Origin of the sequence: Pelagimonas phthalicica (assembly GCF_004364805.1) — a bacterium.
Classification (GTDB): Bacteria; Pseudomonadota; Alphaproteobacteria; order Rhodobacterales; family Rhodobacteraceae; genus Pelagimonas; species Pelagimonas phthalicica.
Genome location: NZ_SOAP01000001.1, coordinates 25,443 through 44,731, shown reverse-complemented (window position 1 = coordinate 44,731; position 19,289 = coordinate 25,443). Strand labels below are relative to the sequence as shown.

Annotated in this window: 19 protein-coding genes; all 19 read left to right on the top strand. The window is 58.5% G+C overall.

Annotation, left to right across the window (positions count from 1 at the left end):
- The first annotated feature begins 6 nt into the window (after window positions 1–6).
- The 19 genes from CLV87_RS00220 to hypB all read left to right on the top strand — a co-directional run bounded on the left by CLV87_RS00220 (window position 7) and on the right by hypB (window position 19,287).
- Entirely contained in the window at window positions 7–1,278 is a 1,272-nt protein-coding gene (locus CLV87_RS00220; RefSeq protein ID WP_176556021.1) for a ribulose-bisphosphate carboxylase large subunit family protein, read from the top strand.
- Between the two features lie 10 nt (window positions 1,279–1,288).
- A complete protein-coding gene (locus CLV87_RS00215) occupies window positions 1,289–2,641 on the top strand; it encodes a four-carbon acid sugar kinase family protein (protein WP_235871786.1) in 1,353 nt (450 codons plus the stop codon).
- 50 nt (window positions 2,642–2,691) lie between these two features.
- Window positions 2,692–3,528: a phosphogluconate dehydrogenase C-terminal domain-containing protein gene (locus tag CLV87_RS00210; RefSeq protein ID WP_099244437.1), complete on the top strand. Its 837-nt coding sequence runs from the start codon at window positions 2,692–2,694 to the stop codon at window positions 3,526–3,528.
- A gap of 355 nt (window positions 3,529–3,883) precedes the next feature.
- Complete coding sequence (locus tag CLV87_RS00205) at window positions 3,884–5,191, top strand: ATP-binding protein (protein WP_099244439.1); 1,308 nt, start codon at window positions 3,884–3,886, stop codon at window positions 5,189–5,191.
- Complete coding sequence (locus tag CLV87_RS00200; RefSeq protein ID WP_099244441.1) at window positions 5,188–6,180, top strand: NADH-quinone oxidoreductase subunit B family protein; 993 nt, start codon at window positions 5,188–5,190, stop codon at window positions 6,178–6,180. Before CLV87_RS00205 ends, CLV87_RS00200 begins: the two co-directional genes overlap by 4 nt.
- Window positions 6,177–7,607 carry a nickel-dependent hydrogenase large subunit gene (locus CLV87_RS00195; protein WP_099244443.1) on the top strand — a complete coding sequence of 477 codons (1,431 nt, stop codon included), beginning with the start codon at window positions 6,177–6,179 and terminating at the stop codon, window positions 7,605–7,607. The genes CLV87_RS00200 and CLV87_RS00195 overlap by 4 nt, the downstream gene beginning before the upstream one ends.
- Before the next feature lie 8 nt (window positions 7,608–7,615).
- The gene (gene hypF / locus CLV87_RS00190) at window positions 7,616–9,871 is read left to right on the top strand and encodes a carbamoyltransferase HypF (protein ID WP_099244445.1); all 2,256 of its coding nucleotides are present in this window, start codon (window positions 7,616–7,618) and stop codon (window positions 9,869–9,871) included.
- Between the two features lie 214 nt (window positions 9,872–10,085).
- Complete coding sequence (locus tag CLV87_RS00185) at window positions 10,086–11,174, top strand: hydrogenase small subunit (protein ID WP_099244447.1); 1,089 nt, start codon at window positions 10,086–10,088, stop codon at window positions 11,172–11,174.
- Between the two features lie 3 nt (window positions 11,175–11,177).
- Complete coding sequence (locus CLV87_RS00180; protein WP_099244449.1) at window positions 11,178–12,968, top strand: nickel-dependent hydrogenase large subunit; 1,791 nt, start codon at window positions 11,178–11,180, stop codon at window positions 12,966–12,968.
- Window positions 12,969–12,979: 11 nt separating this feature from the next.
- Window positions 12,980–13,183 (top strand): hypothetical protein, encoded by a 204-nt coding sequence (locus CLV87_RS00175; RefSeq protein WP_099244451.1) that lies wholly within the window; start codon window positions 12,980–12,982, stop codon window positions 13,181–13,183.
- A gap of 12 nt (window positions 13,184–13,195) precedes the next feature.
- Window positions 13,196–13,936 carry a Ni/Fe-hydrogenase, b-type cytochrome subunit gene (cybH, locus tag CLV87_RS00170; RefSeq protein WP_099244453.1) on the top strand — a complete coding sequence of 247 codons (741 nt, stop codon included), beginning with the start codon at window positions 13,196–13,198 and terminating at the stop codon, window positions 13,934–13,936.
- A gap of 277 nt (window positions 13,937–14,213) precedes the next feature.
- Window positions 14,214–14,822 carry a HyaD/HybD family hydrogenase maturation endopeptidase gene (locus CLV87_RS00165; RefSeq protein ID WP_099244455.1) on the top strand — a complete coding sequence of 203 codons (609 nt, stop codon included), beginning with the start codon at window positions 14,214–14,216 and terminating at the stop codon, window positions 14,820–14,822.
- Between the two features lie 3 nt (window positions 14,823–14,825).
- Window positions 14,826–15,146: a HypC/HybG/HupF family hydrogenase formation chaperone gene (locus CLV87_RS00160; protein WP_099244457.1), complete on the top strand. Its 321-nt coding sequence runs from the start codon at window positions 14,826–14,828 to the stop codon at window positions 15,144–15,146.
- A 15-nt stretch (window positions 15,147–15,161) separates the two neighbouring features.
- Complete coding sequence (locus CLV87_RS00155) at window positions 15,162–15,545, top strand: thioredoxin domain-containing protein (protein WP_099244459.1); 384 nt, start codon at window positions 15,162–15,164, stop codon at window positions 15,543–15,545.
- A gap of 11 nt (window positions 15,546–15,556) precedes the next feature.
- A complete protein-coding gene (locus CLV87_RS00150) occupies window positions 15,557–16,396 on the top strand; it encodes a hydrogenase expression/formation protein (protein WP_099244461.1) in 840 nt (279 codons plus the stop codon).
- The gene (hybE, locus tag CLV87_RS00145; RefSeq protein ID WP_099244463.1) at window positions 16,393–17,217 is read left to right on the top strand and encodes a [NiFe]-hydrogenase assembly chaperone HybE; all 825 of its coding nucleotides are present in this window, start codon (window positions 16,393–16,395) and stop codon (window positions 17,215–17,217) included. Before CLV87_RS00150 ends, hybE begins: the two co-directional genes overlap by 4 nt.
- Window positions 17,218–18,096 (top strand): hydrogenase expression/formation protein HupK, encoded by an 879-nt coding sequence (locus tag CLV87_RS00140; protein WP_099244465.1) that lies wholly within the window; start codon window positions 17,218–17,220, stop codon window positions 18,094–18,096.
- Window positions 18,089–18,430 (top strand): hydrogenase maturation nickel metallochaperone HypA, encoded by a 342-nt coding sequence (gene hypA / locus CLV87_RS00135; protein WP_099244467.1) that lies wholly within the window; start codon window positions 18,089–18,091, stop codon window positions 18,428–18,430. Before CLV87_RS00140 ends, hypA begins: the two co-directional genes overlap by 8 nt.
- Complete coding sequence (gene hypB, locus CLV87_RS00130; protein ID WP_099244469.1) at window positions 18,430–19,287, top strand: hydrogenase nickel incorporation protein HypB; 858 nt, start codon at window positions 18,430–18,432, stop codon at window positions 19,285–19,287. The genes hypA and hypB overlap by 1 nt, the downstream gene beginning before the upstream one ends.
- Window positions 19,288–19,289 lie beyond the last annotated feature (2 nt).

Genomic DNA, 19,289 nt, shown 5'->3' with positions numbered 1-19,289 from the left:
CATAGAATGACTGCGCCCTTGATCGATCCTGACCGCATCGAAGCGGATTACCTGATCGAAACCGCCTTTGATCCCATGCAAGCCGCCGAAATCATGGCGGGTGAGCAATCATCGGGCACGTTTATCTCTGTTCCGGGGGAAACGCCGGAATTGAAAGAACGGTCAGCCGCGCGGGTCGAGCGTTTGACGGTCTATGACAGCGTGGCCCAGCCGACTTTGCCCGGGGCAGGGCGACCCAACGCGGGGGACGGGCTCTGGCAGCGGGCCAAGGTGACACTGTCCTGGCCGATCGAAAACCTAGGAGCATCCATGCCAAACCTGATTGCCACCATTGCGGGGAACTTGTTTGAACTCAAACCTTTCTCGGGTCTGCGACTGGTTGATCTACGATTGCCGCGGGCCTTTGCGCAGAAATATGCCGGGCCGCAATTCGGGATGGAGGGCACGCGGCGATTGGCTGGCGTGCATGGCCGTCCGCTGATCGGGACCATCATCAAGCCCAGTGTCGGCCTGACGGTTGAGGATACGGCGGCCATGGTGGACCAGCTCTGCGCTGGCGGCATTGATTTCATCAAGGATGACGAATTGCAGGCGGATGGCCCGGCTTGCCCGTTTGATGCCCGGGTCAAGGCGGTGATGGCGGTGGTCAATCGCCATGCGGACCGCACCGGCAAAAAGCCTATGGTGGCGTTTAACCTGACCGGCGACATGGATGACATGCGCCGTCATCATGACCTTGTCCTGGCGGAAGGGGGCACATGCATCATGGCCAGCCTGACAGCCGTGGGCATGGCCGGTATGATCGAGTTGCGCCGACATAGTCAATTGCCGATCCACGCCCATCGTTGCGGCTGGGGCGCGCTGACACGCGAGCCGATGTTGGGGTGGTCCTATCCGGCATGGTCCAAGCTTTGGCGGCTGGCCGGGGCGGACCATATGCACGTCAACGGACTTGAGAACAAGTTTTCGGAAGCGGATGACAGCGTCATCGCTTCGGCCCGCTCGCTCAGTGAGCCGCTCTTTGAGGAAGCCCCCATGCGCGCCGTTCCGGTGTTTTCCTCGGGCCAGACCGTCCGTCAGGCGGCAGGCACATTGCAGGCCGTAGGCTCCCCCGATCTGATTGTGACCGCTGGGGGCGGCGTTGTTGCCCATCCTGATGGTATTGCGGCTGGCGTGACCGCCATGTGCGAGGCTTGGGATGCGGCGGCGGCGGGGGTTGATCTGCCAACCTATGCCCAAGATCACCCGGCGCTGGCCGCGGCTTTGTCTGTGTATTGAGGATCAACCAGTGGCCCCTCTGATCACATATTACGGCGATGATTTTACCGGTGCTTCTGCGGTGATGGAGGTACTGAGCTTTGCTGGCATCCCCACCATGCTGTTCATGGATGTGCCGAATGCCGAGGTTTTGGCCGATTACCCCGATGTTCAGGCGATTGGTGTCGCCGGGATTGCCCGTTCCAAGGATCCAGACTGGATGCAGCAAAACTTGCCGCCGGTCTTTGCCGCGCTCGACGCGTTGGGCGCGCCGATCTTGCATTACAAGACCTGTTCGACCTTTGATTCCGCGCCCCATATCGGATCGATTGGCAAAGCAACTGAACTGGGGCGGCAGGTGCGCGAACAGGGGTGGATTCCTCTGGTCGTTGGCGCTCCGGCCATGGGGCGATACCAGGCGTTTGGCAATCTCTTTGCCAAAGCTGGCGAGCGCTGCTTTCGACTGGATCGCCATCCAGTTATGTCGCGCCATCCGGTCACTCCGATGGATGAGGCGGACCTTGGGTGCCACCTGTCGCATCAGACTGATCTGTCGGTGGGTGTCGTGTCTTTGGCAGAGATGAAATCGGGCAGTTCGGATGTCGCCATTGCGCGCAATCTGGCCCAAGGGGCAGACATAATTGCGCTTGATGTTGTCGATGATGAAACCCTGGCAGTAGCCGGACGATTGATCTGGCAAGAGGGGCAAGAGCCTGGTTTTGCGGTTGGGTCTCAGGGCGTTGAATACGCGCTGGTTGCCCATTGGATCAATCAGGGCCGTCTGCCTGCAAGGCCGGACCTGCCCAGATTGGCACCGGTGGACCAACTCTTTGCCGTGTCGGCTTCTGTTGCGCCCACGACCGCTGACCAAATCGCCTATGCGGAAAGTCACGGGTTCACCTATGTGCCTTTTGACGCCTCAACAGCTGTCGACGCAAACTTCCTTGCTCAAGAGCAAGATCGCGCGCTGTCAGCAAGCCTCAAGGCTCTGTCGGAAGGGCAGGATGTCATCGTTGCTTCGGCACGGGGGCCGGATGATCCGGCGGTGGCGCGGATGGTTGCAGCGGCAGAGCAAGCCGGAACGTCGCTCAGCGACGCACGCGACCGGCTTGGCGCAGCCTTGGGGCAATTGGTGGCACAAATCCGGGTGACAACCGGCCTGCCAAGGATCGCCATCGGCGGCGGGGATACCTCGGGCCATGCTCTGACATCGCTTGGGGCCGACGCCCTGTCAGCGGTCGCGCCATTGGACCCCGGCGGGCCGCTTTGCCGCGTTCATACACGCGCCAATCCACAAATCGACGGGCTGGAAGTGGCGCTGAAGGGCGGTCAGATCGGTGATCCCGACTTTTTTGTGCGCACCAAGACCGGCTGCCACAGCTGAACACTGGAATAAGGCCCGAAAGCCGGGCCAGATTGATAAGGAGAAACAAAATGACAACTGTCGCGCTATTTGGAGCCGGGGGAAAAATGGGTGTCCGGCTGGCCACCAATCTTGCCAAATCCGATTACGAAACCCTGCATGTCGAAGTCAGCCCCCAAGGTCAGACCCGCCTGAAAGAGGAAACCGGGCTGGACTGTATCGATCAAGCCGAGGCGCTGGATCGGGCTGACGTCGTTATTCTGGCGGTTCCGGATCGGCTGATTGGCAAGGTGCTGTCAGGTTTTGTCGAAGATCTGAAACCAGGCACGGCCGTGATCATGCTGGACGCCGCCGCGCCCCATGCCGGGACATTGCCCGAGCGTTCGGATGTGACCTATTTCGTCGCCCATCCCTGCCATCCGCCTTTGTTCAATGATGAAACGGACCCGGATGCCAAAAAGGATTATTTTGGCGGGATCGCGGCCAAGCAACATATCGTCTGCGCCTTGGCGCAAGGGCCCGAGGAGCATTACCAAATCTGCGAAGATATCGCGCGCGCCTTTTACGCGCCGGTCATGCGAGCGCATCGGTGTTCGGTTGAACAATTGGCGATCCTTGAGCCTGCTTTGTCTGAATCCGTTGGTGCCACCTTTGCCAAGGCGCTTGCAGACGCAACCCAGGCGGCGGCAGACCGGGGTATCCCGTATCAAGCAGCCGAAGATTTCATGTTGGGCCACCTGACCATCCTGCTGGCCGTGGCCTTTGGTCATCAACCGGGGGGCAAATTGTCGGATGGGTGCTTGCTGGCCATTAAGGAAGCGGAGCCGGTTATTTTCAAGGATGGTTGGCTGGACAGGATCTTTGATCCCGCCAGTGTCAAAGCCTCGGTTGAATCCATTTGCCGGTGAAGCGGCAGGGTTTGGTGCTTGAGTGGTGCGGGTGGAAACCTTCCTTGCATGTTTTGCGGCTGGATGGGCGTTAAGTGTCCATCTCTAAAGTTGTGAACGACTCGATCTGCGCTCCCGCCGCGCCTAGAAACTCCATTGCTATACTCAAAGCCGTCAGGGGACTGGCGGCTTTGTTGCCTCTTGTTCCGCTTACCAAAACTGCATTGTCCGTGCAGTTTAGGCGCGGGCTGACATCGCCCGCGCCGCACCATGACAGCCAATCCTCTACGAGGGACAGGATACGTTTTTACAAAGCCAGATCTTTGACCTACTCTTTTCGAACCAATGCCTATCCCCAGGCGGTTCAGGAGGCAAAGTGGCTGAAGAAGCTACAAAATTCGGAGAGGAAGCATGGGTTGATGTCCTTGAGGCCGTCGACAAAACCTATGCCGAATTGGTCGACTACCAGGAGCAGCTCGAGGCGCGAAACTCTGAGTTGACGCTGCTGCGCTCCTTTTTGTCTTCGGTGATGTCGTCGATCCACGATTTTCTTGTGGTGACAGAGCGGGATTGCCGCATCACCGATGCAAATGCCTCCTTCTGTGCGGCTATCGGGCTTGAGAGTGACGCGGTGATTGGCCGAAATGTTACCGACTTCATGTGCGAGACGGACCGCCAGCCCCTTTTGCACATGTTGCAAGCGGTGCTGACCGCGAAAACCGGGGCAACGGTCGAGGCGGATCTGGCCACCGAAAACGGGCCGGACCCGGTTGAATTCAAAATTGCACCACGGTTGGATCGGCGTAAACGAGTCATTGGCGTCGTTCTGACCGGGCGCCCCCTTGGCGAACTCAGGCGTGCCTTTTCTGATCTTGAGGAAAGCCACGAAGAGCTAAAGCAGGCGCAGGGGCAGCTTGTCCGCAATGAAAAATTGGCCTCGCTTGGTCGTTTGCTAGCCGGTGTGGCGCATGAGCTGAACAATCCGATCAGCTTTGTCTATGCCAATACCCATGCGCTAGAGAAATACCTGGACCGGTTCGAAACCTATTTTGAAAAGGTGCAGGCCGGGGCCTCGCGTGCTGAGTTGATCGAGCTGCGAAAGACGTTGAAACTGGACCGCGACCTAAGAAACCTGCGCACCGCTATTGAAGGGGCGCGCGACGGGTCCGAGCGCGTGCGCAGCATCGTCGAAGACCTGCGGCGCCTGTCCTCCGACGGGTCCGGCGAATTCGCCATGTTCGATCTGGTCGAGACGGCGCAAATGTCGGCAGATTGGGTCAAGCGTGGCATCAAGTCGGACTTTGAAATCAAAGTCGAAGGCGTTGACAGATGCATGGCCTATGGCCGTCGTGGGCATATCCAACAGGTGATCATGAACCTGGTGCAAAACGCGGTCGACGCGGTGACGGATGTTCAGGACGCAACCGTCATTCTCAACCTCAGTCTCGAAGAGGGGCGTGCCATTTTGACGGTCAGCGACAATGGCCCCGGCATCCCTGATGAGGTCAGGACCAAGATTTTCGACCCGTTTTTCACAACGAAAGAGGTCGGAGACGGAACCGGACTTGGCCTGTCGATTTCTCACAAGATTGCCGAAGAGCATGGCGGGGCATTGACCCTGGAAACTTCGGCGGAACGCGGCGCGTGCTTTCGCCTGGAACTGCCGGTCAAGGGGACCTCATGAACATACTTTGGCTTCAATCCGCCGGATGCGGCGGCTGCACCATGTCCACGCTCTGCGCTGAAAGCCCAAACGTCCTGGACCTGTTGGACGGGGCGGGGATCTCGTTCCTGTGGCATCCATCGCTAAGTATCGAAACCGGGGCTGAGGTGCGCAAGCTTCTGCAACAAGTGGAAAGCGGCGAGCAACCCTTGGATGTGCTATGTGTCGAAGGCTCGATCGTGCGGGGGCCAAATGGCACGGGCAAGTTTCACATCCTGGCCGGAACGGGGCGGTCGATGTTGGACTGGGTGCAAAGCCTGGCCCAAAGGGCGAATTATGTTGTGGCAGTGGGCACTTGCGCCACCTATGGCGGTGTCACATCGAGCGGCGAGAACCCCACAGATGCCGTCGGTGTGCAATATGAAGGATCACATCGCGGCGGGGCCTTGCCTGCGGATTTCACCAGCGCCGGGGGGATGCCGGTGATCAATATTGCAGGCTGCCCTACGCATCCGGATTGGGTGACGGAAACCCTGTTACTGCTGGCAGCGGGCGAATTGACAGAGCAGTCGCTTGACGGGTTTGGGCGACCGAAATTCTATGCTGATCACCTTGTCCATCATGCATGCCCCAAAAACGAATTTTATGAGTACAAGGCCAGTGCCACCAAGCTTTCGGAAATTGGCTGTATGATGGAGCATCTGGGCTGTGTCGGGACGCAAGCGGTCGGTGATTGCAATATCCGCAGTTGGAACGGCGAGGGGAGTTGTACCCGGGCGGGATATCCCTGCATCAATTGCACCGCGCCCGAGTTTGAAGAACCCGGGCATAAATTCACCGAAACGCCGAAATTTGCTGGTATCCCCGTTGGTCTGCCCTCTGACATGCCCAAAGCGTGGTTCATGGCTTTGGCCAGCCTATCCAAAGCCGCCACGCCGCATCGCATCGGCGTCAATGCCACCTCTGACCGTATTACGGTGCCGCCAAGTCTGAAGGGCCCCAAGGAATGACGCAGAAATCGCTTCTTGTTGGTCCGTTCAATCGTGTCGAAGGGGATCTTGAGATCAAGCTGGATGTGTCGGATGGGCGCGTGACCGCCGCCTATGCCAACTCACCTTTGTTCCGGGGGTTTGAACGCATTTTGCTGGGCAAAGCACCGACCGAGGCGTTGACGATCACACCGCGCATTTGCGGCATCTGTTCGATCAGCCAATCCGCCGCAGCGGCGCGGGCCTTGGCGCATGCAGCGGGCGCGCAGCCGTCTTCGCAGGGCGAAAAGGTTGCCACATTGCTGCATGCAGTTGAAAATCTTGCCGACCATATCACCCATTTCAACCTGTTCTTTATGCCGGATTTCACCCGTCCCAATTACGAGGGACAGGCATGGTTCGACCGCGCGGTTGCCCGTTTCACCGCGATGAAAGGATCAGGCTTGCGTCAGGCGGTCGAGGCGCGGGCCGAGCTGTTTCATATTGTTGGTCTTCTGGGTGGGAAATGGCCCCACACGCTGGCCATCCAGCCCGGCGGCGCAACCCGCGCCCCATCGCAACGGGACAAGATCCGCATCGGCGCAGACCTCAACGCCTTTCGCCGCTACCTGGAAACGGATTTGTTTGGCGCAAAGCTTGAGTGTTTTGTCGAGGTGAAAAGCCGCGATGGTTTGGACGCCTGGACCACCGGCGATGTGGGTCTGTTTCTGGAAATCTCACGCGATTTAGGGCTGGATCAACTTGGGGTCGGGCAGGGGCGTTATTTGTCATTCGGGGCGTATCCCTCTGCTGATGGTGTGATCTTTCGGCAGGGGATTTGGCAGGATGGCAAGCTGGGCATGTTTGATCCGGCCGCCATTACCGAAGACCTCAGCCATGCCTGGATGCTGGGCGAAACTCAGCATCCCAGATCAGGGCAGACCGCGCCGGATACTCTGATGCGCGACGAGGCGTATAGCTGGTGCAAAGCCCCGAGATTGTCGGGTGATGTCTTTGAAACCGGGGCCTTGGCCCGCCAGATCATCGATGGGCATCCTCTTGCTGTTGATCTCGCCAAGGAAGGCAGCGTTCGCGCGCGCATCATCGGTCGCCTTCTCGAAATCGCGCGCACGCAGATTGCTTTGGAGGCTCTGCTGCAAGAGATCGATCCCAAACAGAGCTTTATGGAGGTGGTGAACATCCCACAAAACGGCGAAGGGTTTGGCCTGGTCGAAGCGGCACGCGGTGCGCTGGGTCATTGGGTGCGGTTCGAAAAAGGCGAAATCACCTCGTATCAGATCATCGCGCCGACCACCTGGAATTTCAGCCCGCGCGACGCCCAAGGCACACCGGGCCCGGTCGAGGCTGCACTGGTCGGGGCCCCCGTGGCTGAAGGCGAGGAAACGCCAATCAGCGTCCAGCACATCGTACGCAGCTATGACCCTTGCATGGTCTGCACCGTTCATTGACGAAAGCGATGGAAACCGGCGTCAAAATACGGGTGCGAGGGCAAGTGCAAGGGGTCGGGTTCCGCCCCTTTATCTGGCAATTGGCGAAACGGTTTGGCCTGCGCGGGCAAGTCTTGAACGATCCCGAAGGGGTTTTGATCTTTGCCTGCGGGGACGACACGGCGCGCTTTGCCGATGCGATCCGGTCCGAGGCTCCGCCTTTGGCGCGTGTGGATGCGGTCGAAACCGAACCGGTTCAGTTTGACCCGGGGGCAGGTTTTGAGATTGCGGCCTCGCAAGGGGCTGGGGCAGAGACGCGCATTACCCCGGACGCCGCCACCTGTTCAGCCTGCCTGACTGAGATACGGGACCCAAATGATCGGCGCTTTGGCTATGCCTTTGCCAATTGCACCCATTGCGGGCCACGTTTCACCATCCTTCGGGCCTTGCCCTATGATCGTGCGCAGACAACCATGGCTCCGTTTGAGCTTTGTGCAGAGTGTCAGAGCGAATATGACGCCCCCGCAGATCGCCGTTTTCACGCGCAGCCCGTTGCCTGCCCAACTTGCGGCCCGCGACTATGGATTGAACCCGGTCAGGGTGGTGATCCGTTTGAGGAGGCTGCGCATGTTTTGCGGCAGGGCGGAGTTCTGGCTGTGAAAGGCTTGGGTGGCTTTCACCTTGCGGTCGATGCAACCAACAGCGAGGCGATATCGCTTTTGCGTCAACGCAAACATCGCCCGGCCAAGCCCTTTGCCCTGATGGGGACCTTGGAGATGGTGGGGGCGCATTCGCACTTGTCTGATCAGGAAATTGCCTTGCTGCAACAGGCCGCCGCGCCCATTGTCTTGCTGAAACGCAAGAGCAACGATTTGCCGGATGAGCTGGCACCGGGCCAGTCGACCCTGGGCTGGATGTTGCCCTATACCCCGCTGCATCATTTGTTGCTCGCCAAGATCCAGCGCCCCTTGGTCATGACCAGCGGAAACCTTTCAGGCGAGCCGCAAGTCATCGGGAACGACGAAGCGCGGGACAAGCTGGGTGCTTTTGCCGATGCCTTTTTGATGCATGATCGCGAGATCGCGCGGAGGCTGGATGACAGCGTCGAGCGGATCACGCCCCGTGGGCGTATGGTCTTGCGCCGCGCCCGAGGCCGTGTGCCGGGCACCTTGCCCTTGCCACAAGGGTTCGAAGACTGCCCGCCGATCACCGCCTATGGTGGCCAGATGAAGGCTGCGATTTGTCTGATCAAGAATGGGCAGGCGCTGTTGGGCCATCATTTGGGTGAGTTGGACGAGGCCTTGACCTGGGATGCCTTTTGCCAGGCGGATCGGGACTATGCCGAGTTGTTTGACCAATCCCCCGAGATTGTTGCCTGCGATCTGCATCCAGAATTTCGCGCCAGCCAATATGCCCAAACCAAGGGCGTGCCTGTGGTGCCAGTGCAGCATCACCATGCTCATTTGGCCGCCTGTCTGGCCGAAAACGGCTGGCCCTTGGACGGGGGCAAGGTGGCAGGGATCATTCTGGATGGCATTGGGCTTGGGACGGATGGCGCGGTTTGGGGTGGCGAGGTCCTGCTAGGCGATTATCATGGGTTCGAGCGCCGCGCCTGGCTCAAACCGGCCCCGTTGATCGGTGGCGACATGGCGTCGCGCGAACCATGGCGCAACGCGCTTGTCCGGCTGGACGGGGCGGGGCTGTCCAAATGGGCGGACATTCTGTTCGCCGACCAGCCTCTGGAAATCGCGCGACAAGCGGCAGCCTCGGGATTGAACTCACCCGCTTGCTCCAGTGTGGGACGGCTGTTCGACGCGGTTGCGGCGGTTTTGGAAAACAGCTCTGAGGCGCAGAGCTTTGAAGGGCAGGCGGCGATGTGGTTGGAAGCGCGTGCGCAGCCCTCGGAGGCGGCGGAAGCGTTGGGCATCGATTGGGCAAAGCGGACGGGACACAGCCCGGGGCCTGAAATCGAAACCGATGAGCTGTTTCGCCGTCTGATCCGGGACATGACACAGGGTGGACAGACACGGCCCACGCTGGCCTTTGCTTTTCACCAATGGCTGGCGATCCAATTCGCGCTTCGAGCGCTGCGCTTGGTTCGCGATGGCGAAGCCCGAGCGGTGGTCCTGTCCGGGGGCTGTTTTCAGAACGCGTTGTTGTTGGATTTGACCGTGCAGGCGCTCGGGGATGTCCCGGTTCTGATCCATACCAAGACCCCCGCCAATGACGGCGGGCTGGCGCTGGGTCAGGCTGTCATTGCCGCGGCTAAGGCGGTAAGTCGCTGACCGCCCACCATGGAAGTCGGTTAGCCACTGGCCGCTCCAGCAAAGGATGAGAGGCAACTTTTTCAGGTTAACCATCTGACATTGAATTACTAATTCGTTTCTCGAAAATATCGCCAGATTTCTTTTTTTCCCGCGCCGGTCTTGTTTTTCTCAGGATGAAGGGGTGCGCACTGCTCGTATCCCGGTGGAAACAGGACCTTCGGGAGGACCAGCATTGAGCCAGATTGAAACCTTTTACGACGTGATGCGCAGGCAGGGGATCACCCGCCGCAGCTTCATGAAGTATTGTTCGCTGACAGCCGCCGCATTGGGGCTGAGCCCAGCCATGGTGCCCAAGATCGCCGAAGCGATGGAAACCAAACCGCGCACGCCGGTGATTTGGGTTCACGGGCTGGAATGCACCTGCTGTTCCGAAAGCTTTATCCGCTCGGCGCACCCGTTGGCCAAGGATGTGGTCCTGTCGATGATCAGCCTGGATTACGACGACACTCTTATGGCCGCGGCAGGCCATGCGGCAGAAGCGGCATTTGAGGACACCATCCAGAAATACAAAGGCAACTATATCCTCGCCGTCGAAGGCAACCCGCCTTTGAACGAGGATGGCATGTTCTGCATCACCGGCGGCAAGCCCTTTGTCGAAAAGCTGCGCCATGCGGCCAAGGATGCCAAGGCGGTGATCTCTTGGGGGGCCTGCGCCTCGTATGGATGTGTGCAAGCGGCCAAACCAAATCCAACCCAGGCGACGCCGGTGCATAAGGTCATCACTGACAAGCCGATCATCAAGGTTCCGGGATGCCCGCCCATTGCCGAGGTCATGACCGGCGTCATCACCTATATGCTGACCTTTGACCGTCTTCCTGAATTGGACCGTCAGGGGCGTCCGGCCATGTTCTATGGGCAGCGTATCCACGACAAATGCTACCGCCGCCCGCATTTTGATGCCGGTCAATTCGTCGAGCAATGGGACGACGAGAATGCGCGCAAGGGTTATTGTCTGTACAAGATGGGCTGCAAGGGCCCAACCACCTATAATGCCTGTTCCACCATCCGCTGGAACGAAGGCACGTCCTTTCCGATCCAATCCGGGCATGGCTGTATTGGCTGTTCCGAAGATGGGTTCTGGGATCAGGGTAGCTTTTATGATCGCGTGACCGATTTGACCCAGTTCGGGGTCGAAGCCAATGCCGACAAGGTTGGCATGGCAGCGGCGGGTGTGGTCGGGGCCGGGGTTGCCGCCCATGCCGCGATTACCGCTCTAAAAGCCGCGCAAAAGAAAACTCAGTCCAGCAAAGAGGAGGCCTGATAGATGGTCACGACTCCCAACGGTTTCGACCTCGACACTACCGGCCGCCGTATCGTGGTGGACCCGGTCACCCGTATCGAAGGTCATATGCGCTGCGAAGTGAATGTCGATGATGACGGTGTCATTCGCAACGCCGTGTCCACCGGCACCATGTGGCGCGGCCTTGAGGTGATCCTCAAGGGCCGCGATCCACGCGACGCCTGGGCCTTTACCGAACGCATCTGCGGAGTGTGCACAGGCACGCATGCTTTGACATCTGTGCGCGCCGTCGAGGATGCGCTGGGCATCACCATCCCTGACAACGCCAACTCGATCCGCAACATGATGCAATTGAACCTCGAAATTCACGACCACGTCGTGCATTTCTATCACCTGCACGCGCTGGATTGGGTGAACCCGGTCAACGCCCTGCGCGCGGACCCAAAGGCGACGTCTGAATTGCAGCAAGCGGTGTCGCCGTCACATCCGCTGTCGTCGCCGGGCTATTTCCGCGATGTGCAGAACAGGCTGAAGAAGTTTGTCGAGTCCGGACAGTTGGGCCTGTTCAAAAACGGCTATTGGGACAATCCAGCCTATCTGCTGCCCCCCGAAGCTGACCTGATGGCGACCACGCACTATCTGGAGGCGTTGGATCTGCAAAAAGAGATTGTGAAAGTCCACACGATCTTTGGCGGTAAGAACCCGCATCCCAACTGGTTGGTGGGTGGCGTGCCTTGCCCGATCAACGTGCATTCCACCGGTGCGGTGGGTGCGATCAATATGGAACGGCTGAACCTTGTCAGCTCGATCATCGACAAATGTATCGAGTTCAACAAGAACGTCTATATCCCGGATGTGAAGGCCATTGGCGGGTTCTATAAGAACTGGCTCTATGGTGGCGGGCTCTCCTCTCAGGCCTGTCTCGCCTATGGCGATATCCCCGAGAACCCCAATGATTTCTCACCCGAACAGCTGCATCTGCCGCGCGGGGCGATCATCAATGGCAATCTCAACGAAGTGCTGGATGTGGATCCGCGCGACCCTGATCAGGTGCAGGAATTCGTTGATCACTCGTGGTACGATTACGGCACGCCGGGCAAGGGTCTGCACCCATGGGATGGTGTCACCGAACCTCGATACGAGCTTGGGCCAAACGCAAAAGGCACCAAGACCAATATCAAAGAGCTGGATGAGGCGGCCAAATATTCGTGGATCAAGGCTCCGCGCTGGAAGGGCCACGCGATGGAGGTCGGGCCATTGGCGCGCTACGTCGTTGGCTATGCCAAGGGGCATGAAGACATCAAGGATCAGGTTGACGGGTTCCTGCGGGACATGGACCTGCCCTTTGACGCGATCTTCTCCACCCTTGGGCGCACTGCCGCACGCGCGCTGGAAAGCGAGTATTGTGGACGGTTGCAAAAGCACTTCTTTGACAAGCTGATCACCAATATCAAAAACGGTGACGAAAGCACGGCCAATATCGAAAAGTGGGATCCATCGACCTGGCCGAAAGAGGCCAAGGGCGTGGGCATGACCGAAGCGCCACGCGGGGCTTTGGGGCATTGGATCAAGATCAAAGATGGTCGGATCGAGAATTACCAATGCGTTGTTCCCACCACCTGGAACGGGTCGCCGCGCGATACAGCCGGAAACATCGGTGCTTTTGAGGCCAGCCTGATGAACACCCCGATGGAACGCCCGGATGAGCCAGTCGAAATCCTGCGCACATTGCACAGTTTCGATCCCTGCCTTGCCTGTTCCACCCATGTCATGTCGCCCGACGGCGAAGAACTGACCGAAGTCAAAGTGCGCTGAGGAGAGCCCAAATGAAACACGCAATCATTGCCCTACTGCTGAGCGCAAACGCAGCCGCGGCCCATCAGGGACACGAAGCCGCTATTGTCGAAGGGGACAGCCATTGGCTGACCCAGGGTGACCATCTAGTGATCGTGGCGCTTGCTGCGATTGCATCCGCCATGGCGGCGCGCCGTCTTGTTTCTGCCTGGCGTGGTGCCCGGCAGAAAGCATGAGGAGGGGCTGTCATGACAGATACTCCCCATCTCGAAGGTGCCCATGCCGACCCCGAGGATCTGGCCAGCGCTTCGCGCCAGACCTCGGTCTATGTCTATGAGGTGCCGGTCAGGATCTGGCACTGGGTCAACGCCCTTGCAATTGTGGTGCTGTGCCTGAGCGGATATTTCATCGGCTCACCACCGCCCTCCATGCAGATCGCCGAGGCGACGCATCAGTTTGTCTTTGGCTATATCCGCTTTGCGCATTTTGCCGCCGGTTGGATTCTTGCGATTGGGTTCCTTGGCCGCATCTACTGGGCGATATTTGGCAATCACCACGCCCGCCAGTTGTTCTATTTCCCGTTCTGGAATGGTGCCTATTGGAAAGAGGTCATTCACGAGGTGAAATGGTATCTGTTCCTAACGCGCGAGCCCAAGAAATATGTCGGGCACAACCCGTTGGCACAGCTGGCCATGTTCTTTTTCATAACGCTGGGCGTCAGCTTTATGATTGTGACCGGCCTGGCGCTTTATGCCGAAGGGTTGGGGACAGACAGTGGTCTTTATGCCTTGTTCGGCTGGGTCTTCACCTTGTTCGGTCATAACCCGCATATCGTCCATACTCTGCACCATCTGGGTATGTGGTGGATTGTTATCTTCATGATTGTTCACATCTATGTGGCGATCAGAGAGGACATCATGAGCCGGCAATCCATCGTATCCACAATGATTTCGGGGCATCGCACCTTTAAGGATGACAGGCCTCAATAAGCACCGAGAATTCACGCGAATCGAAAAGGGCGGAGCGAATGCTTCGCCCTTTTGGCCTTCCACCTTCCAAGTTGTCGCCATTTTGGAAGTTTACTTTTCACTGTGATGGGCGCTGAAAATAAGATGACTCATATATTATTCATTAAAATCAGCCTCCTAAAAGTATTCCTCGGTATACAGAACATGATGTGTGTTGCCCAATCAGGTTGGTCTAATTTCGGTTCCACGATAGATCGGAAAGTAAGCAGCCAGCTTCTAGGTTTGGGAGGACCGGAACTTGCCAGCAAATGTGCTCATCCTTGGAATCGGGAATGTTCTTTGGGCGGACGAGGGGTTCGGCGTGCGTTGCGTCGAACAACTGGCCTCCAGATATGCGTTTGACGACAATGTCCGGCTTTTGGACGGCGGCACCCAGGGCCTCTATCTTTTGCCTTTTCTTGAGGAAGCGGACAGCCTGATTGTCTTTGATGCGGTTGACTATGGCCTTGAGCCGGGCACGTTGAAAATCGTCGAAAATGACGAGGTGCCCCAGTTCATGGGGGCCAAAAAGATGAGCCTTCACCAGACCGGATTTCAGGACGTGATCGCCACTGCGCAGTTGATGGGATACTGCCCCGAACAGCTTCTGCTGATCGGGTGTCAGCCTGAAGAGCTCGAAGATTATGGAGGCGGTTTGCGTGACCAGATTGCCGCCCGGATTGACCCAGCCATCGAGATCGCGCTTGAGCGTCTGCGCGGCTGGGGGATTGAGGCACGCAAGGGCAGCGGAGATCAAAGCCTGCTGGCGGATGCGTCCATCATGCGCGATGCCTATGAAGAAGGGCGGCCCGACGCCGCCTCGGCTTGTCGCACCGGCGATGATCGTTTCTTTCCGACAGCGAAATAGACCATGTGTGTCGGCATCCCCATGCAGATCCTTTCCGTCGATGGCATCGCTGCCCAGGCAAGCGATGGGCGCGAAGAGGCAACCATTGATTTGTCCCTCACAGGACCGGTGCCGGTCGGCGATTGGGTGCTGACCTTTCTGGGGGCTGCGCGCGAGGTGATTTCGGAAGATGAGGCGCGCAAAATCCTGGCCGCGCTAGAGGGGCTGCGCTCCCTGATGCAGGGCGGCGACCTGGGTGACGCGTTTGCCGATCTTGAACAAACCAGCCCAACCCTGCCGCCGCATCTGCAAGCGGCGATGAAAAATGGCAAATCGGTCGCGTGACCAAAGGAGACATGCATGACCCATCCCTTGATCGACAGGCTCAGCACGGAATTTGGCTGGCCGGTTCTGAATGACGCTGACGCGGTAACTGCGTTTACCGATCGGCCCGGCGCGCATGTCTTGTTTGTTCCGGGTGATGCGGCGCGCAACCTGGAAACGGCGGATGTCGCCGTGATCCTGCCCGAACTCAAGATGGCCTTTCAGGGTAAGTTTGATTGCGCCGTCGTGGGCGATGATATCGAAACCGATCTGCGTCAGAACACACGCGTTCTGAAAACCCCCAGCCTGATCTTTTACCGCGACGGCGACATGATCGGGAACATCCCCAAAGTGCGGGACTGGGATGAATACATGCTGCGGATCGCACAGATCCTCGCGCAACCGGTTGCAGCGGAATAAGGGGAAACAGGATGGTCAGCAATTTTCACATGCCGCCAGTGGGTTACGGTCCGGGATCACAACCCACAGAAGAGAATGGCGAGCAGCTGGAATATATGAAAATGCCTCAGGACATGCGGGCCTATTCCACGCATATCCCCGAGGTCGAGGCAGGCGAAGAGCTTGCTCCGGCTTTGACTTTGTTGCGCGACATTGCGGCGGCAGCGGCGCGCGTTGGGCATGGGGCAGCGAATATCCAGTTTGACCTCTCGGACCTGGATGAGGCGAACCGGGCCCTGATCTCGGAGACCATGGGCGAGGGCGAAGTTTCGGTCAAAATTCACGATGTGCCCGCCATTGCCGCTCAGGAAAGCGTGTTCGCCGGAATCTGGTGTTTGCGCGGTGCGGGGTTGGACAAGATCGAAGTCGGTTCGGTCCCGCAGGGCGCGCTTGATCGTGCCTTTGAGCCACGTCGCAATGCGCAAGGGGTGAATGCTCCCAAAGCGCCGGGCGTGGTGAACGCGCCGCCGCTTTATGTTGAGCTGACCGACAAATCTGCTGCCTTTGACCCGGCGGCCGAGGCACATGTCGTCAACCTGACCCTGCTGCCACATACCGAACAGGATCTGGCTTGGCTTGATACGGCAATGGGCCTTGGATCGGTTGATGTCTTGTCGCGCGGCTATGGCAATTGTCGGGTCACGTCGACAGCTTTGCCCCATGTCTGGCGGGTTCAGTTTTACAATTCGATGGACACGTTGATCCTCGACACGTTCGAAGTCACCAAAATGCCCGAGGTGGTCATCGCGGCTGCAGAGGATTTGATCGATAGCAGCGAACGGGTTGTCGAAGTTGTGGAGGCCATCACATGAGCGGGTTTGAGGGGTCTTTCCTGGGCGCAAATGACAAGATCAGCACGCAGGCGATCATGGAATGCAAAATTTGCTGGACACCCTATGACCCGGCAGAGGGTGACGACACCCGGCAGATCTTGCCCGGCACCCCTTTCATTGCCTTGCCTGACGATTGGAAATGCCCCAATTGCGATGCACCTAAGGAACAGTTTCTGGTCTCTGAAGATCCCGGATCGGACGTCGTGCGCGAAGCCGAGGTGATTGCCGCCAAGACCGATGCGCTTGTGACCGACTTCACCGAAGTCTGGCATGCCAAGATGCGCGATGTGCCCATGGTCAACAAGCTGCTGCATGTGCAGGCGGTGGGCTGGAAAATGCACGAGGGCCGCCCGTTGGGCGTTTTGATTTCGCCTTGGTTCATGAACCTGATCCAATTGCCCGCCGATGGCGAAGATTGGTCGGATCTGGTCGCCGGTGCCAAAGAGGTCATCAGCTTTCCGTCAGGTGACTACGAATTCATTCACAATACGCGTGAAATGACAGGCGGTTACAAGGCGTGTTCTTTGTTCTCACCGATGGGCGAATTCAACTCGCAAAAACAGGCCATGGATGTGGCCGAGGCGGTGATGCTGGCCTTGTTCCAAGAGGAAAACCGGGCCGAAACGGATCGCTCGGCCGATATTCGCGCCACGCGCGAGGCTGAAATCGCCGCGCAAGAGGAGACGAAACAGGGCCAGGATAACTCTGAGGCTGAGGCTGAGGCCGAAAGCATACCGGTGATCGATGAACCCAACCGCCGCCAGATCTTGACGGCGGGCCTGTCTGAGAAGGCTGGCTAAATGTTGTGCACCCCGGCCCATCCGTCTTGGACGATCCAAACCAATCCATTTCCCCCGGTGGAGAAACTGGTGATTGGTCGTTCGGTCCAAGAGGCGGTGGAGCTGTTGCCGCGCATTTTCAACCTGTGTCGTGCGGCGCAAGAGGTGGCGGTGCGCTTGGCCTTTGGGCTGGAGCTGGCGCAGGGCTGGGCGCAGGCATTAGCCGGTGATATTGCGCGTGATCATGCGGTGAAACTGGCGGTGACACTGCCAGTGAGGCTGGGTAAATCCCCGATGCCTTTGCCCAAGGAAACCGAGGATCTGCCCGCTTGCCTGTTTGGCGCTGACGGGTTTCCCGAGACGCCTGCGATGTTTGAGACCTATCTGCAAAGCGGGCTGGGGATTGCCCCGGTTTTGCAGGAGGTTGATCAGATGTTTGCTACGGGTGCGTGTTGCAGTGACTTGCCTATGATCCGCACAGAAAACGCCGAAACCCCGGGGGCCATCGAAAACACGGTTGCGGCGCGTCATGACGCCCATCCCGTGATGCGTCACGTGGAAAAATCGCGCGGTCGCGGGCCGCTTTGGCGTTTGGTAGCCAAGGCGCTGGATCTGTGCAGCGCCCTGTCTCAGGGCTTGCCCGAACCGGTGCGCTCCGATGGGGCTGTTCTGGTTCCTGCGGCCCGCGGGCTCTACGCCATCCGCGCAACGCAGCGTCAGGGGCGGGTCACTTCCTTTCGCCGTGTCACCCCTACAGATCACATCCTGGCAAAGGGCGGTGTTCTTGAACAATCTCTGGCCGCATTGCCTGCGGACAAACACGCGCTGGCTCCGCTCTTGATCGAGATTATCGACCCTTGCATACCTGTGACACTGAGCGGAGGGTCAAACCATGCATGAGATGTCGCTATGCGAAGGCATTCGCCAGGTGATCGAGGATCAGGCGCGCAGCCATAATTTCAAGACCGTCAAACGGGTGCGCGTTGAAATTGGCCAATTCTCCGGGGTTGAGAAACCGGCGCTTGAATTCGCCTTTGACGTGGTCATGCGCGGCTCGGTCGCCGAAGGCGCGGCCTTTGAGATGATCGACCTGCCGGGCAAGGCCATGTGTTATGACTGTATGAAGGAAGTCACTTTGGATGACAGGCTGGCCCCATGCCCGGACTGTGGGGGGGGCAAGTTGATGCCCGTATCGGGTGAAGAAATGAGAATCAAAGATTTGGAGGTGGTGTGATGTGTACTGTTTGTGGATGTGGAACAGCCAGTGTCGAGGGGCATAGCCATTCGCACGATCACGCGCATGACCCTAGCCATGATCATGACGGGCATCATCACCATAATCACGATCACTCCCATCACGGGCAGGATTTGCATTTTGGTCAGGGGCCTGCGGGCGTCGAGGTCGCTGGCATGACGCAGGAACGTTTGATCGAAATCGAAACCGATATTCTGGCCAAGAATGACCGCTATGCCGATGCCAACCGCGCCGTTTTGAACGGGCTCGGGGCGTTTGCCGTCAATCTGGTCTCTTCCCCAGGATCGGGGAAAACCACGTTGTTGTGCAAAACCATCGAGGCGCTTGGGGATCATCCGCTTGCGGTGATCGAAGGGGATCAGCAAACGGCCAATGACGCCGAACGCATCCGCGCCACCGGGGCCACGGCCATTCAGGTCAATACCGGCAAAGGCTGCCATCTGGACGGTCATATGGTTGGCCACGCCATGGAGCATCTGGAGCTTGCCCCCGGCTCTTTTCTGATGATCGAGAATGTTGGAAATTTGGTTTGCCCGGCTGGGTTCGATCTGGGCGAAGATTGCAAGGTCGCCATTTTGTCGGTGACTGAGGGTGAAGATAAGCCGCTGAAATACCCCGATATGTTCACCGCCTCGCGCCTTGCCATCCTGAACAAGGTCGATCTTGCGCCGCATTGTGATGTTGATCTGGATCTTTACGAAAAGAACCTGCGCCGCGTGAATCCGGGGATCGAAGTGATCCGCGTCTCTGCGCGCACCGGCGAAGGCATGGAGAATTGGCTGAACTGGTTGCGCAGCAGTCTTGAGCGCAAGCAGGGCCGGGTAGCGGCGGAGTAAAC

What these genes read in the sequence shown, in the direction of transcription:
- CLV87_RS00195 (WP_099244443.1), top strand. Translation starts at nt 6,177, where the DNA reads ATGACGCAGAAATCGCTTCTTGTTGGTCCGTTCAATCGTGTCGAAGGG.
- CLV87_RS00210 (WP_099244437.1), top strand. Translation starts at nt 2,692, where the DNA reads ATGACAACTGTCGCGCTATTTGGAGCCGGGGGAAAAATGGGTGTCCGG.
- CLV87_RS00160 (WP_099244457.1), top strand. Translation starts at nt 14,826, where the DNA reads ATGTGTGTCGGCATCCCCATGCAGATCCTTTCCGTCGATGGCATCGCT.
- hypB (WP_099244469.1), top strand. Translation starts at nt 18,430, where the DNA reads ATGTGTACTGTTTGTGGATGTGGAACAGCCAGTGTCGAGGGGCATAGC.
- CLV87_RS00220 (WP_176556021.1), top strand. Translation starts at nt 7, where the DNA reads ATGACTGCGCCCTTGATCGATCCTGACCGCATCGAAGCGGATTACCTG.
- cybH (WP_099244453.1), top strand. Translation starts at nt 13,196, where the DNA reads ATGACAGATACTCCCCATCTCGAAGGTGCCCATGCCGACCCCGAGGAT.
- hypF (WP_099244445.1), top strand. Translation starts at nt 7,616, where the DNA reads ATGGAAACCGGCGTCAAAATACGGGTGCGAGGGCAAGTGCAAGGGGTC.
- hypA (WP_099244467.1), top strand. Translation starts at nt 18,089, where the DNA reads ATGCATGAGATGTCGCTATGCGAAGGCATTCGCCAGGTGATCGAGGAT.
- CLV87_RS00175 (WP_099244451.1), top strand. Translation starts at nt 12,980, where the DNA reads ATGAAACACGCAATCATTGCCCTACTGCTGAGCGCAAACGCAGCCGCG.
- CLV87_RS00200 (WP_099244441.1), top strand. Translation starts at nt 5,188, where the DNA reads ATGAACATACTTTGGCTTCAATCCGCCGGATGCGGCGGCTGCACCATG.
- CLV87_RS00140 (WP_099244465.1), top strand. Translation starts at nt 17,218, where the DNA reads ATGTTGTGCACCCCGGCCCATCCGTCTTGGACGATCCAAACCAATCCA.
- CLV87_RS00180 (WP_099244449.1), top strand. Translation starts at nt 11,178, where the DNA reads ATGGTCACGACTCCCAACGGTTTCGACCTCGACACTACCGGCCGCCGT.
- CLV87_RS00150 (WP_099244461.1), top strand. Translation starts at nt 15,557, where the DNA reads ATGGTCAGCAATTTTCACATGCCGCCAGTGGGTTACGGTCCGGGATCA.
- hybE (WP_099244463.1), top strand. Translation starts at nt 16,393, where the DNA reads ATGAGCGGGTTTGAGGGGTCTTTCCTGGGCGCAAATGACAAGATCAGC.
- CLV87_RS00155 (WP_099244459.1), top strand. Translation starts at nt 15,162, where the DNA reads ATGACCCATCCCTTGATCGACAGGCTCAGCACGGAATTTGGCTGGCCG.